This window comes from Amycolatopsis acidicola, assembly GCF_007713735.2.
Lineage (GTDB): Bacteria > Actinomycetota > Actinomycetes > Mycobacteriales > Pseudonocardiaceae > Amycolatopsis_E > Amycolatopsis_E acidicola.
Genome location: NZ_VMNW02000103.1, coordinates 1 through 13,924, shown reverse-complemented (window position 1 = coordinate 13,924; position 13,924 = coordinate 1). Strand labels below are relative to the sequence as shown.

At 70.3% G+C, this 13,924-nt stretch carries 15 protein-coding genes; 4 read left to right on the top strand and 11 right to left on the bottom strand.

What is annotated here, in order from left to right; all coding sequences use genetic code 11:
• Window positions 1–20: 20 nt before the first annotated feature.
• The 9 genes from FPZ12_RS39295 to FPZ12_RS39255 all read right to left on the bottom strand — a co-directional run bounded on the left by FPZ12_RS39295 (window position 21) and on the right by FPZ12_RS39255 (window position 8,590).
• Entirely contained in the window at window positions 21–1,508 is a 1,488-nt protein-coding gene (locus FPZ12_RS39295; RefSeq protein WP_243770259.1) for an AMP-dependent synthetase/ligase, read from the bottom strand.
• 70 nt (window positions 1,509–1,578) lie between these two features.
• Window positions 1,579–2,520: a LysR family transcriptional regulator gene (locus FPZ12_RS39290; protein ID WP_144755782.1), complete on the bottom strand. Its 942-nt coding sequence runs from the start codon at window positions 2,518–2,520 to the stop codon at window positions 1,579–1,581.
• 85 nt (window positions 2,521–2,605) lie between these two features.
• Window positions 2,606–3,454 (bottom strand): acyl-ACP desaturase, encoded by an 849-nt coding sequence (locus FPZ12_RS39285; protein WP_144755785.1) that lies wholly within the window; start codon window positions 3,452–3,454, stop codon window positions 2,606–2,608.
• Entirely contained in the window at window positions 3,454–4,254 is an 801-nt protein-coding gene (locus tag FPZ12_RS39280; protein WP_144755788.1) for an SAM-dependent methyltransferase, read from the bottom strand. The genes FPZ12_RS39285 and FPZ12_RS39280 overlap by 1 nt, the downstream gene beginning before the upstream one ends.
• Complete coding sequence (locus tag FPZ12_RS39275) at window positions 4,251–4,511, bottom strand: acyl carrier protein (protein WP_144755791.1); 261 nt, start codon at window positions 4,509–4,511, stop codon at window positions 4,251–4,253. Before FPZ12_RS39275 ends, FPZ12_RS39280 begins: the two co-directional genes overlap by 4 nt.
• On the bottom strand, window positions 4,508–4,924 hold the full coding sequence (locus tag FPZ12_RS39270; RefSeq protein ID WP_144755794.1) for a PaaI family thioesterase: 417 nt from the start codon (window positions 4,922–4,924) through the stop codon (window positions 4,508–4,510). Before FPZ12_RS39270 ends, FPZ12_RS39275 begins: the two co-directional genes overlap by 4 nt.
• Window positions 4,921–5,736 (bottom strand): ferritin-like domain-containing protein, encoded by an 816-nt coding sequence (locus FPZ12_RS39265; RefSeq protein ID WP_243770258.1) that lies wholly within the window; start codon window positions 5,734–5,736, stop codon window positions 4,921–4,923. Before FPZ12_RS39265 ends, FPZ12_RS39270 begins: the two co-directional genes overlap by 4 nt.
• On the bottom strand, window positions 5,733–7,316 hold the full coding sequence (locus tag FPZ12_RS39260) for an AMP-binding protein (RefSeq protein WP_144755796.1): 1,584 nt from the start codon (window positions 7,314–7,316) through the stop codon (window positions 5,733–5,735). Before FPZ12_RS39260 ends, FPZ12_RS39265 begins: the two co-directional genes overlap by 4 nt.
• Window positions 7,317–7,321: 5 nt before the next feature.
• A complete protein-coding gene (locus tag FPZ12_RS39255) occupies window positions 7,322–8,590 on the bottom strand; it encodes an NAD(P)/FAD-dependent oxidoreductase (RefSeq protein WP_144755799.1) in 1,269 nt (422 codons plus the stop codon).
• Window positions 8,591–8,789: 199 nt separating this feature from the next.
• On the opposite strand from FPZ12_RS39255, the gene FPZ12_RS39250 reads away from it, so the two are divergent.
• The 3 genes from FPZ12_RS39250 to FPZ12_RS39240 are packed head-to-tail and all read left to right on the top strand — an operon-like array spanning window position 8,790 to window position 11,637.
• On the top strand, window positions 8,790–10,019 hold the full coding sequence (locus tag FPZ12_RS39250) for a cytochrome P450 (RefSeq protein ID WP_208026164.1): 1,230 nt from the start codon (window positions 8,790–8,792) through the stop codon (window positions 10,017–10,019).
• On the top strand, window positions 10,019–11,203 hold the full coding sequence (locus tag FPZ12_RS39245; RefSeq protein WP_144755805.1) for a cytochrome P450: 1,185 nt from the start codon (window positions 10,019–10,021) through the stop codon (window positions 11,201–11,203). Before FPZ12_RS39250 ends, FPZ12_RS39245 begins: the two co-directional genes overlap by 1 nt.
• Window positions 11,200–11,637, top strand: a complete 438-nt coding sequence (locus FPZ12_RS39240) for a PaaI family thioesterase (protein ID WP_144755808.1) — start codon at window positions 11,200–11,202, stop codon at window positions 11,635–11,637. Before FPZ12_RS39245 ends, FPZ12_RS39240 begins: the two co-directional genes overlap by 4 nt.
• 4 nt (window positions 11,638–11,641) lie before the next feature.
• On the opposite strand, the gene FPZ12_RS39235 is transcribed toward FPZ12_RS39240, so the two are convergent.
• Window positions 11,642–12,172: a pyridoxamine 5'-phosphate oxidase family protein gene (locus FPZ12_RS39235; protein ID WP_144755812.1), complete on the bottom strand. Its 531-nt coding sequence runs from the start codon at window positions 12,170–12,172 to the stop codon at window positions 11,642–11,644.
• A gap of 64 nt (window positions 12,173–12,236) precedes the next feature.
• Window positions 12,237–13,181 carry an NADP-dependent oxidoreductase gene (locus FPZ12_RS39230; RefSeq protein ID WP_144755824.1) on the bottom strand — a complete coding sequence of 315 codons (945 nt, stop codon included), beginning with the start codon at window positions 13,179–13,181 and terminating at the stop codon, window positions 12,237–12,239.
• 100 nt (window positions 13,182–13,281) lie between these two features.
• Here FPZ12_RS39230 and FPZ12_RS39225 point away from each other — a divergent pair.
• Window positions 13,282–13,924: LysR family transcriptional regulator (locus tag FPZ12_RS39225; RefSeq protein WP_144755815.1), on the top strand; the 643-nt coding region annotated here is incomplete at its 3' end.

The following is a 13,924-nucleotide window of genomic DNA, read 5'->3' as shown; positions in this document are numbered from 1 at the left end:
ATTGCCCTTGGCAATTCCCGTCAGTAGAGAGCGGCGATGTCCTCGGCGTAAGCCGCGCCGATCGCGGCGCGGCGCAGTTTCATCGAAGGGGTCAGCAATCCGTCCGCGATGGTGAAATCCCCGTGCACCACACGGAACTTCCGGATGGATTCCGCGCGCGAGACGAGCTCGTTCGCGGAGTCGACGGCGGACTGGATTTCCTTGAGCAGCACGGGATCGTCGTGCGGCAGGTCGGTGTCCACTGTGATCAGTGCGGTGATGTAGGAGCGCCCGTCGCCGAGCACCATGCAGTTCGACACGAGCGGGTGCAGCCGGATGCGGTCCTCCAGCGGCGCGGGCGCGACGTTCTTCCCGCCGTTGGTGACGAGGATTTCCTTGCGGCGCCCCGTGATCGTGAGGTATCCGTCCGCGTCGAGGTGACCGAGGTCACCGGTGTACAGCCAATCCTGCTCCTTCGCGCGGTTCGGCCAGTAGCCCGGCGAGACGTTCGGGCCGGCGACGAGCACTTCGCCGTCCTCCGCGATTCCCACCGTGGTACCGGGAATCGGCCTGCCGACGGTGCCGGGCCGGTTGGTGGACGGTGCGTTCACCGTCACCGCCGTCGCCGCTTCGGTGAGCCCGTAGCAGTTCAGGATCCGGACGCCGAGCCCGGCGTAGTACTCGGCCGTCGTGTCGTCCAGCGAAGCGCCACCGCAGATCACGTCGGTGAGCGCACCGAAGGAGTTCAGCCCGAGTTTGCGGATCTTCTCCAGCGCATACGGCACCAGCGCGAGGAAAGTGGGTTGGAAACCCGCCAGTTCGCCGAGCAGTTCGGGGACTCCGGGCACCAGGCGGGTCCGCGTCCGCCCGATCACGCAGGCGAGCAGGATCGTGCGACCGAACACATGCGACAGTGGCAGCGCGAGGATGGTCGAGCCCTCGAACATCGGCTCCACGCGCAGCACGGTGTTCGCCGATGAGGCGTACATGTTCGCGTGCGTCAGCATGCAGCCCTTGGGTAAACCCGTTGTGCCACTGGTGTAAACGATGGTCGCGAGGTCGTCCGCGCGCACCTCGCGACACTCCGCGAACTCGCGGCCCGGCGCGGCGCGCCAGCCGTCGAGCCCGGTGAACAGCCACACGTTCTCGACGCCGAATCGCTCGGCGTCTTCAGGGGTTTCGGCGAAGAACCAGACCGCGCCGGAGTCGGTCACGACGTGCTCGATCTGGTGCGCCGAGGAAGTCGGGTACACCGGGACGACGACGGCGCCGATGGCCAGCGCGGCGAAGTCGATCAGCGCCCATTCGTAGCCGGTCCGGCCCAGCACGGCGACGCGATCGCCGTGCCGGACCCCGCGCCGGAGCAGTTCCCCGGCCACCGATTCGACGTGGCGGGCGAATTCACGGCGGGTCACTTCGCGATCTTCGAGGACGAACAGCGGTCCGTCCGGATTTCCTTCGGCCAGCACCGAATGCAGGCCCCGGTCCGCAGCGAGCTCCCGGCCTTTTCCGGGAAAGGAAGTCTCCACGGAAAACAATTGTTCGCGGACCGGGACAGCCGCGGCAACGCGCAATTCGTGAACGCGCGGTTGGGATCGCCTATCGCACCGGATTCGGTTCGGCCCTTGCCATCGGCGGGCTGGTGAACGGGCCCACCGCTTCGAGGCAGTCGAGAAACGCCTCCTGCAGCCGGTCCGATCCGTCTTCCCGCCACACCGCGTACAGATCGATGGTCGGCACCGGGTCGTACAGCTGGACCGGCACCGGCCGCACCCCGCCGGCCGCGGCGCCGGCGAACATGCCGCGCGACGCGGAAGCGAAGCCCACCAACGGTTTCACCGACACCAGGATCGCGGTGGCGCCCGGATCGTCGATGACGTGCGCCACGTTGAGCCGGATCCCGGTGCGCTCGGCGGCCGAGAGGATCGCGTCGTACATCGCCGGGCACTGTTCGCGGTCGAACAGGATGCACGGCTGGCGGCTCAGCTCCGCGAACGGGACGCCGGGACGGCCTGCCCATTTGTGGTTCTGCCCCACCACGGCGACCATCGGCAGCCGCAGCAGCCGCCGGTACTGGAAGTCCGAAGTGACCGGACGCCCGTAGACCAGCGCGATGTCCAGCGCGCCGTCGGCCAGCGAGCTGAGCTGCGGTCCGGTGCGCTTCTCTTCGAGTTTGACCGTCACGTCCGGGAACTCGGCGTGCATTTTGGCCAGCGTCGCGGGCAGGATGTGCTGCCCGGCCGGGAAGTTGTAGCCGACGCGGACCGTCCCGGTGCGCCCGGCGGCGGCCTCGCGCGCCGAGTAGGCGGCCTTTTCCATCTGCGCGACGATCGCCCGTGCTTCGACTTCGAAAGCACGGCCCGCCGAGGTGAGCCGGACCTCGTGGGAGGTCCTGGCGACGAGCTCGACCCCCAGTGTCCGTTCCAGCCGTTGCAGCTGCTGGCTGAGCGAGGGCTGGGTCAGGTGCAGCCGCGCCGCCGCACGTCCGAAGTGCAGTTCTTCGGCTATGGCAAGGAACGAAACCAGATGTCTGAACTCCATCTCCGACCTCCGCGGGGCTTCCCGCCCAGCCTCGCCCACTCCGGAGAACACCCGGTGAACCGTCGTTGCTGCGCGCAAGAACACCTCAGCCGATGGTGCGGCACGACTCCACGAAGGTGACCAGTTCGCCGAGCTTCTCCCCCGGCGCGTCGGCCGCCCGGGTGAGGACTTTCACCAGGTGGTCGTAGGCGTCGGTGTGGTCGTAACGGGCCGTGTCGGCGATCTTGAGCGCCCAGCGCCAGTACCCGCGGATCGAATCCGCCAGCGGCATCCGGAACCCGGCGATCACGTCCCGGATCGGGTCGAGCACGTCGTCCCCGAACGCCCGCAGGTACGCCGTGACCACGTCCGCCATGAACGTGAAATGCCGTGCCTCGTCCCGGGAAAGCCTGGTCAGCGTCTCGCCCAGCACCGGGTCGCCGACCACCGCGCGCAGCTGCTGGTAGTAGATCTGGGTGGCCTTCTCCTGCACCAGCGCGTAGGCGAAGAACTGCACCGGGTGCTCGAACGGCAGGTCGAAACGCGCCTGACCTGGTTCGATCAGCGCCTTGCGCACCCCGGCCTCGTCCCGCAGCCCGGACGCCGCCTGATAGCGGGCCAGCGCGCGGGCGTGCGTGTCCTCCTCCGCCGCCCAGCGGACGGTGAAGTGGTACAGCGCGCGGTTGTGTTCGTACAGCTCTGGCTCCACGGAACCGTCGACGGGGAAGTTCTCGGTGTAGAGCGAAAAATAGCCGGGCAGGTGGTCCTCGATCACCGTGACGAACTCGACCGCCGACCGCTGGCCCTCGGTGAGCCGGCCGGCGTCCGCGCGTGACCAGTCCAGCGCCGTCTCGACGTGCCAGGTCCTGGCGTGCGCCGCGCCCTCGAAGTACCTGCCGACGGCGGCGGCCATGTCGTCCGTGCTGAGCAGCCTGGCGGCCGCGTTGGCGGACATCAGCGGGCCTTCGCGCAGACGAGGGCGTAATGCTTGGTGGTGTAGCCCCAGCCGGCGTTGGCGATCTCCAGGTACCTGACGAGGTCGGCCGCCCCGGGCACGCCTTCGAGGTTCGCCAGCCAGCATTCGATCGTGCGCCGGTAGTCGCCGGTCAGGTCGTGCACGGCGCGGATCGACAGGCCCGCGGACTCGGCCGCCGCCACCAGCTCCGACAGCGGGCGAAGGTCGCCGGAGCCGAACACGCTGTGCCGCACGAACTCCGTGCCCGGCCGCTCGTCACACGCCTTCCGGACCTCCTCGCTGCGGAAGCAGCTTTCGGACAGGTACAGCATCCCGCCGCGCCGCAGCGCACGCCGGATCTTGGCGAACACCTCGTCGAGCCGCGGCATGTGCACGACCGAACCGAGCAGCGTCACCGCGTCGTACGCGCCCGCCTCCGGCTCGTACCTCTCGAACTCCGCGACCTCGGTGCTGACCAGCCTGTCCAGGCCCAGTTCCGCGACCCGGCCCGCGATGTACTCGTGCTGGCGCCCGGCCGGGCTGATGCCGTGCGTGCGGCAGCCGTACTCCTGCGCCATGAACAGCAGCAGCGAACCCCAGCCACAGCCGACGTCGAGGATCCGCTCGCCGCCCAGCAGCCGCAGCTGCCCGGCCACGAACGACAGCTTCCGCCGCTGCGCCTGCTCCAGCGTGGTCGTGTCGGAGTCGAACAGCCCGGCGGAATACTTGCGCAGCGGGTCGAGGAACCGGGCGAACACCTCCGGGTCCAGGTCGTAGTGCTGGTTGGTGGCGGCGGTCATCCCTGGTCCCTGGCGATGGCGCGGCCGACGACGGTGATCACCTCGTCGAGCGTGGTGAGCCCGAAGATCTCTTCGTCCTCCAGCTCGATGTCGTAGGCCTGCTCGATCTTGGCGACCATCCGCAGCACCTTGATGGAGTCGGCGCCCTCGACGGCGCGCAGGTCGGTGCCGCGGGCCAGCGACCCGGGCGTGCGGCCCAGCTCGGCGGCCACGATCTCGGTGACGGTCTCGGGGACGGTGCTCACGTCGGCGGTCATGCCGCGCTCCTCTGCGGTTTGTAGGTGGCGGTGGCGGTGCCCACGATTTCGCCGTGGGCATCGAGGATTTCGGCGCTCGCCCGCACGAGCTCGCCGCCGGTGACGGCACGGGCGACGCACCGGTAGGGCTGCCCGACCCGGACGACGCCGACGTAGCGCGTCCGCATCGACGTGGTCAGCGCGGGCACGCCGAGCCGCAGCACGATCAGGTTTCCCATGGTTTCGTCGCAGATCACGGCGAGGATCCCGCCGTGCACGACGCCGGGGTAGGACTCGTAGTGGTGGTCGAGTTCGAATTCCGCGGACAACGTGTCGCCGTCGTCGGTGAACTCCAGCCGCAGGCCGCTGGGGTTGTCGGGGGAACAGCCGAAGCAGTGGTGTTCCGTGCCGGCCCACGGCAGGGTCGCGGTCATCCCAGCACCGTGGCCAGCGCACGGCGGACCGCGCGGTTCGAGGACAGGTCGTGTCCGGTCAGCGAGCCGAAGGTGCGGCGGATCTTGTTCTGCAGCTCGTCGAGCTCGCCGCTGTCGGCGACGGTGTCGAGGAACAGCTCGAACCCGGTGTCGATGGTCTCGGTCTCGGCCAGCTCGTCGAGCCCGGCCTTGAACACGCCGACGGGGTGCTTGATCTTGTCGTCCGAGGTGTAGAAGTACAGGGTTTCCAGTACCGAGGCGACCTCCTCCGGGTGCTCCTCGAGCCGTTTGGCCGCGAAGTGCCGGAACTCGCGCGCGTGCCCGGCCTCGTCCCGGCTCGCGCGCAGCAGCAGGTCCTTGAGCACGGGCTCCTCCACCCACGCGGACACCGCCCGGTAGACGTGGTTGACCGTCAGCTCGGAGATGATGTTGGTGGCCAGCGTCGCGGAGGGCGTGCTGCCCGGGTCGTACGGGGCGCGCATCGCCGCCACCGCGCGGTTGTCCACCTCCTCCCCCACGGCCTGCAGCCACGAGGTGAAGGCGTAGTGGTGCTGGACCTCCTGGTAGCCCCAGATCACCGCGAAGGCGGAGAAGTCGTAGTCCTCGGCGAACTCGTTGAGGAAGCCGTGCACGGCCGCGATCACGTTGGACTCGCCCATGACCGCGCTCTTGACCAGGGTCACGTACTCCGGTTTCACCAGCGCCCGCTCGACCTCGGCGAGCGGCAGGGTGAACAGCCGCCAGTGGTTCTTGTCGTAGTGCCGGAAGACCTCGAGGCTGTGCATCCGCCCCATGTCCGGTGCCGCCGTCATGCCGTCTCCGTTCGGTAGCGCTCCCGCATGCCGAGCCGCTGGAGCTTTCCACTGGTGGTCCTGGGAATCGTGCGCGGCGGGACCAGCCGCACGACCAGCCCGTCCACGCCGAGCCCGGTGCGGCACCGGGTGGCCAGCTCCGCGGTGAGCCTGCTCCGGTCCTCCTCGTCCTTGAGCCGGGTTTCCACGCAGAGCACGATCTTCTCTTCGTCGGTGAAGGCGACGCATCGTCCTTTGTAGACACCGTCGACGGGCTGCGCGAGCGCCTCCACGTCGAGCGGGTAGACGTTCTCCCCGCGTACGGTGATCATTTCCTTGCCGCGCCCGGTGAAGTACAGCTCCCCGCCGCGCAGATAACCGAGGTCGCCGGTGCGCAGCCAGCCGTCCTCGGTGAACGGGCCATCGTCGTGGCCGAGGTAGCCGCTGGTCACCGCCGCGCCGGTCACCTCGATCTCGCCGACCTCGCCGTCGGGCGTGCCGCCGGCGATCCGCACTTCCATCCCGGGGACGGCGCGGCCGAGGCCGACGATCGCCCTGGCGTCAGGGCCTTCGGGCGCGGGAAGCGCTTTCCCGGTGGCCGCGAGCGCCGCACGGTCGACGAAGTCGTAGACCGGCGGACGGTCCAGCGGCGGCAGCGTCGCCACGAGGGTGGCCTCCGCCATCCCGTACGCGGGCGTCATCGCCTCGGGGCGGAAACCCGCGCGGGCGAAGCGATCCAGGAACGCGCGCACGGAGCCGACCGAGATCGACTCGGCGCCGTTGAACGCGACCCGCCAGTGCGCCATGTCCAGGTCGCGGTCCTCCGGAACCGTGGACAACAGGTAGTCGTAACCGAAGTTCGGCATCGCGCAGATGGTGGCGCGGGTGTCGAGGAACTGCGTCAGCCAGGCCGCCGGGCTCTTCACGAACGCGGCCGGGGACCAGATGTCGACCGGAATCCCGTTGAGCAGCCCCGTAACCGTGCCGAACAGCCCCATGTCGTGGAACAGCGGCAGCCAGCTGCCCCAGCCGTCGGCGCCGGTGATCCGGATCGCGGAGGTGATGGATTCGGCGCAGGACAACACGTTCTGGTGCGTCAGCACCACGCCCTTCGGCGCGGCGGTGCTGCCGGAGGTGAACTGCAGGACCGCCGTGTGGCCCGGCGTGGCGGCGAGCAGCGGGCTCACGTCGTGGCGGGTCAGGGTTTCCGCGTCGAGGACACGCGGGCCGATGAGGTGTTCGGTGACGGGCGCCAGCTTGGGCACGGCCACCAACTGGGTCATCCCGGCAGTGTCCACAATGGCCTGGGTGCGGCGAAGATAGCCTTCCAGGTCCCGCATCCCCATCGGCAACGGCAGCGGGCAGGCCGCGGCACCGAGCCGTCCGGCGGCCAGAACTCCTTGCAGGAAGGCGGTTCCATTGGGGGCCAGCACCCCGACCACGCTGCCTTCGCACGCGCCCGCCTCGGCGAGACCGGCCGCCATGCGGCGCGAGGAGTCGGCGAGTTCGGCGTAGCTGAGCTGTTCGTCCTCGCTGGGAAAGGAAATGCGCTGCCCCGGGTTACGGGCGGCGGCTTCGTCGAATCGGGCGGGCAGGGTCATGGCTGTCACCTCCGCCCCGCGCGCAGCACCCGGAACGCGATGTCCGGGGCGAGCAGGGAAGTCGGCGGGATGGTCAGGTTCGCGGTGCGCATGAAGGTGCGGGCCACGGCGGCGTCGTGATGGGCGGCGACCTGCGCCCGCGCCGAATAGGCGCCCACGATCCGGCTCCGCAGTGAGCGCGGGCCTTCGACGCCGGGGTAACGCAGATCGGATCCGGTGGACATCTGCCACGCGACGTCGACGGCTCCGGCGGCCTCGCGGTAGAACCGCGCCGGGTCGGGGGCGGGCAGGCAGGCGCGCAACGCGAGCGCCTGCTGCGCGGCCACCGTCATGCCCTGCGCGTACAACGGGTTGAAACTGCACATCGCGTCACCGACGACGAGAAACCCTTGCGGCGACGCGGAAATCCGGTCGTAGCGGCGGCGCAGCGAGCCGCGGAAGCGGTGCGGCACGGGGTCGTCGAGCGGTTCGGCCGAGCGCACGATCTCGTGCACGTCGGGCACCGGCAGCGTCGCGGCGAACTGCTCGAACTCCGCGGGATCGGTCGGCGGGTGGTCGCCGAGCATGCCGGCCAGCGTGACGTGCCACCGGTCGCCTTCGAGGGTGATCGCGCCGCCGCCGCGGAACCCCGGCATGGTCGAAACCACCACGGCCAGGTCGCCGTCGAGATGCTCGGGCTTGCGCCGGTACAGCCGCGACGAGTAGCCCAGGTCCACGTCCACGCGTTCCTCGGCGGGCCGTTCGTGGCCGAGCGCGGCGAGCCAGTCCGCGGCGCGCGAGCCACGGCCGGTCGCGTCCACCACCAGATCGGCGGCCACTTCCCCGCCGTCGGCCAGGCGCACGCCGGTGATCGCCCGCCCGCCGGTCAGCCCCGCGGCCGCCCGGCGCGACAGCTCGACGCCCGGCATTTCCCGCGTCCGGGTGAGGATGGCGTTCTCCAGCATCGGGCGGCTGGCCAGCAGCGTGGTGAGCCCCGTGTCGGTGGGCCGGACCCGCAACCCCGAGAGATACCAGCGGGATTCGCGCAGCACTTCGGTGGTCGGCGCGCCCGCCGCGGCGCAGTCGGCGGTGAGCCCGGGGAACAGCTCCTCCATGATCTGCCTGCCGCGTTCCATCAGCCCGTGCAGATGCCGCGCCTGCGGCACGCCGCGGCGCGGGACGGCACCCTCGGTCTCGTCTCGTTCGATGATCAGCACGCGGTCGTAAGCGTCCGCGAGCACCCGGGCCGAAAGCAGCCCGGCGATGCTCGCGCCGAGCACCACGGCCTGACGCATGGGACCCCACCTTTCTCCGCCCGGGGCGGACGTTCCCACTCTCGGGGAGTGATCCGTTGCGGGGCAACGGAATCCCGCCACTGCCTATCGACCCATTGGCATCGGGGCCGGGATGGGGAAACGTCAGCGGCGATTCAGGGTCCGTTCACCCGGCACGCGCAGAGTGGCTGACGCAGCGAGCGAGGGAGATGACTCCACAGTGGACACTGCGACGACCGAAACCGCGTTGGTGAACCTGTTCACCGACCGCCCCGCCCCCTACGACGCGGCCAGGCGGCTGCGCGAAGCCGGCCCGGTGCACCGGACTCCGCTGGGCCTGCACGTGCTCACGCGCTACGCCGAATGCGCGGCCGTGCTGCAGAGCAACGCCTGGAGCCACGCCGACGAGGCGGGCCAGCTGCACCCCAGCATCTCGGCCGAAGAGGCCGCCGAGGAACTGCCCACGTCGTTCCTGTGGATGGACCCGCCCGACCACACCCGGCTGCGCACGCTGGTGTCGAAGGCATTCACCCCGCGCACGGTGTCGCAGCTACGGCCCCGCGTCGAGCAGCTGTGCGCCGAACTTGTCGACGCAGCACTGGAATCCGGCGAGTTCGACCTGATCGACCTGATGGCCTACCCGCTGCCGCTGACCATCGTGTGCGAGCTGATCGGCGTGCCCGCGAAGGACCACGGCCTGGTGCAGAAGTGGTCGCAGGACCTGGCGCGCGGCTTCGACCCCGACGTGCTGATGACGCCGGAGGCGCACGTCGCGCGCAGCACCGCGTCACGCGAGTTCATGCGCTACTTCCGCGAGCTGATCGACCTGCGGCGCGCGCATCCGGAGGACGACCTGCTGAGCGCGCTCGCGGCGGTCGAGGACCGCGGCGACGTGCTCACCGAGCTCGAACTGCTCACGACGTGCGTCACCACGCTGGTCGCCGGGCACGAGACCACGGTGAACCTCGTCGGCAGCGGCCTGCTCGCCCTGATGCGGCAGCCCGCCGAGTTCGAGCGGCTGCGCGAGCACCCCGAATACGTGCCCAGCGCGGTGGACGAACTACTGCGCTACGAGCCGCCGGTGCAGATGACCACGCGGTCGGCGAAGGAACCGATCACCTTGGCGGGACACGAGTTCCGGCCCGGCGACGGCGTGGTCGTGCTGATCAACTCCGCGAACCGCGACCCGCTGGCGTTCCCCGATCCCGAACGCCTCGACGTCGCGCGCTACCACGACCGCACGAATCCCCCGCCGCGCCACCTCGCGTTCAGCCTGGGGATCCACTACTGCCTCGGCGCGCCGCTGGCCGCGCTGGAGATGGAAGTGCTGCTGCACGAACTGCTGCGCCGGGTCGGCGTGATGTCCCCACTGACCGAAGAGCCGCCGTACAAGCCGAACCTGATCGTGCGCGGGCTGGCGCGGCTTCCGGTGCGGTTCGAGGCGTTGTGATGATCGACGTCTTCGACCCTTCCTTGCGTGCCAACCCTTTCGACGCCTACCGCGAACTCCGCGATGCGGGCCCGGTGCACGAAACGGGGTTCGGCATCCACCTCGTGCCGCGCTACGCCGACTGCTCCGCGATCCTCGCCGATCCGGCGTGGGGGCACGGTTACACGGCGGGCATCAACCCGTTCCGGCCGGGCGTGGATCCGGCGCGGCTGCCGGGTTCGTTCCTGCTGCTGGATCCGCCGGAGCACGGACGGCTGCGTTCGCTGGTGACCAAGGCGTTCACGATGCGCGCGGTGGAGGCGTTGCGGCCGCGGGTGAGCGAGATCGTGGACGGGCTGCTCGACGCCGCGCTCGAAGCCGGCGAAGTGGATCTGGTGCGGGCACTCGCTTTCCCGGTGCCGCTGACCACGATCTGCGAGCTGCTCGGCGTCCCCGTCGGCGACCGCGAGACCTTCGGCGAGTGGACCGCGGACATCAGCCGTGGCCTCGACCCCGACGGAGTGCTGAGCGACGCGGAGAAGGCGGCGCGGGAGATCGCCGTCGACGACTTCGCGGGCTACTTCACCGAGCTGATCGCGTTCCGCCGCGACCATCCCGGCGACGATCTGCTCAGCGGGCTGGTCGCGGTCGAGGAGAGCGGGGACCGGCTGACCGAGAAGGAGATCATCGACATCGGGGTGCTGCTGCTCATCGCCGGGCACGAGACCACGATGAACCTGATTTCGAGCGGAGTACTGGCGCTGCACCGGAATCCGGACCAGCGGAAGATCCTGCCCGGCAACCCGGGGCTCGCCGTCGAGGAGCTGCTGCGCTTCGACACGCCCGTGCCGTTCCCCACGCGGACCGCGATGGAGGACGTGGAAATCGGTGGCCGCACGCTGCCCAGGGGTACGGGTGTGGTGCTGCTGCTGGGTTCCGCGAACCGCGACCCGGAGGCCTTCGATGACCCGGACGCCCTCGACCTGACCCGCTTCGCCGAGGCGAAGAACCGCCAGCTCGCATTCAGCCACGGGCCCCATTTCTGCCTCGGCGCGCCGCTGGCCCGGCTGGAGAGCGCGATGACGTTCGAACGCCTGTGCACGCGCACGGAGTTCACCGTGCTCACCGAGGAACCCGTTTACCGGCCCAGTGTTTCGATGCGGGGACTGGCCACCCTGCCCGTCTCCCTGCGGAGGAAGCCGTGACCGTCAGCAAGCGTGTCGAAGAGCTGCAGGCCCTGCTCACCAAGGGGCTCACCGAAGGGATCGGCGTCGGGCACTCGCTCGGCGTGATGTGCGCGGACCTCGGCGACGGGCGCACGGTGTACACGCTCAAACCGGGCCTGGCACAGGCGAACGCGATGCTCACCGTGCACGGCGGGGTGCTGTCCACGCTGATGGACACGGCGATGGGCAGCGCGGTGTTCACCCAGCTGCCGGACCAGACCGTGTACACGACGCTGGAGCTGAAGGTGAACTTCGTCCGCCCCGTCAGCCTCGACGAAGGCGAACTGCGCTGCGAAGCCAACACGGTCCACGTCGGCCGCCGTACCGCGACGGCCGAGGCCCGCATCCACAACGCGGCGGGCAAACTCGTCGCGCACGGATCCTGCACGTGCCTGGTGCAGTCGTTCGGCTGAAACGTCAGAACTGCCACCGTGTCGCGCCGTAAGGCTCCTCGGTCTGCACGGCGTGCGCTGAGTTCACGTCGATCGCGTAGACGTGCCACGGCGGCGGGCCCGCCGACTGCGCGTTGTACGGCGCGGTGAGCGCGACGCCGGAGTCGTCGACCTTCGCGGGCCAGCCGCCCGCCGCCCACAGGCCGGCGATCTCGGCGACCACCGCGGGATCGGTGATCAGGCGCGCGACCCCGTTGGCGACGAAATCCATGCTCTGGAAGGAAACGCTCATCGCGCATCGCGGGTCGCGCGCCACGTTGCGGCCCTTGCGGGAGCTTTGCCCGGCCTGGAACCAGAACCGGCCGTCGTGCCACAGCGCGCCGACGGCGGTGACGTGCGGGGTGCCGTCGGGGTTGATCGTGGTCAGCCAGGTGGTGTGCCTGTCCGGCCCGCCGGAGCCCGGGCCCTGCGGGAACCCGGAGTCGAGACTCTCCCGCGCGTAGGTCCACTCGATCGGCGGCCGTTCGTACAGTTCGGCGAGGTTGCGGGTGTCCATGGGTCGTCCTCCCTGGTTCGGCGGGAACGGTACAACCGGGACAGACCACCCGCGACCCCGAAACTCATCGCGGCAGCACCAGCACCTTCCCGCCCGGGCGGCCGGACTCGGCCAGCTCGATCGCCTCGCGGAACTCCGCCAGCGGGAACGTCCGGCCGATCGGGATCGTCAGCAAGCCCTTCACCGCGAGCCGCGCGACGTCGTCCAGGACGTCCCATCGGGTGGGGACGCTCGTGTCGCTGGCGCGCACGCCCAGCTCCGCGGCGGCCGCGAAATCGCTCAGGGTGAGGACGCGTTCGCGGCTGCCGGCCAGTTCGATCAGCACGGGGATCGAACCGCTGCCGCGCGGGCTGATGTCGAGCGCGTGCCGCACGGGACCACCCGCGAGGGCGCGCACGCGGCCGGCTATGCCTTCGCCGTAGGAGGTGACTTCGGCGCCCATCGCCCGGATTTCCCCGGCCCGCGCCGGACCGGCGGTGGCGATCACCCGCGCGCCGCGATGCAGCGCGAGCTGGACGGCGGCGAAACCGACCGCCCCGCCCGCGCCGTGCACCAGCAGGAGGTCGTCACGCGCGACGCCCAGCTGGTCGAGGGCACGCCACGCGGTTTCGGCGGCCAGCGGGAGTGCGGCGGCCTGCAGCATGTCCAGCCCCTCGGGCACCTTCGCCCACTCGGCCAGCACGGCCTTGTCCGCCGCCCCGCCTGACGGCGCTCCCGGGGTTATGCCGTCCTCCCCCGTGCTGGCGGTGCTCGGGCCGAACACGCGATCGCCGACCGCGACGCCCGTCACGCCTTCGCCGAGCGCCTCCACTGTCCCGGACACGTCGAGGCCCACGCCGCCCGGCAGCTCGCGGCTGAACATCCCGGCGTGCAGGCCCGCGTCGGCGGGGTTGAGGCCGCAGGCGCCGACCGCGATCCGGATCCGGCCCTTCCCGGGCCGTGGCACCGGGATCTCGTCCAGGACAAGGACTTCCGGGCCGCCGAACTCGTGGAACCGCACGGCGCTCATGGTTTCGTTCGTCATGCGATCAACGCTAGGAGCCGGCGGCCGGGCCCGTCCAAGTCCTGTTCCGCAGCACAGTCATGCGGTTCGGGCATAAGCTGGACCGGTGCCTGTTCCCGATCTCGACCTCCGGCTCGTGCGCTATTTCGTCGCCGTCGCCGAGTACGGCAACGTCGGGCGCGCGGCCGGGGCGCTGCATGTGGCCCAGCCCTCGCTGAGCCGTCAGATCGACCGGCTCGAAGCGCTCGTGGGCGTCCGGCTGCTGGAGCGAACGCCGCGAGGCACCCGGCTGACCGATTCGGGCGAAGTCTTCCTGCGGCAGGCCCGCGAGCTGCTGCGGTGCGCCGAACGCGCGGTGACGCAGGCGCGGGCGCGCGCTGGTATCCGGCGGATCACCATCGGGCACAGCGGGAATCTCATCATCACCCCCGCCGTCACCGAGTTGCGCAAGCGGCATCCCGAAGCCGGGATCAGCACCCGGGCCGTCGAGTGGGACGAGCCGCGGGCCGCGTTGCTGGAGCACCGCAACGACATCGTGCTCGCGCGGCTGCCGTTTCCCTCGGCGGAGCTGGACATCGAGGTGCTCTACGAAGAGGAACGCGGGCTCGTGGTCCCGGCCTGCCACTGCCTGGCGGGCCGGAAGTCGTTGGTGCTGAACGATTTCCGTGACGAGCCGCTGGTGCGTTTCGCCGATCCGGAGCTCGACGCCTGGTGGACGATCGACCCGCGCCCCGACGGCACCCCCGCCC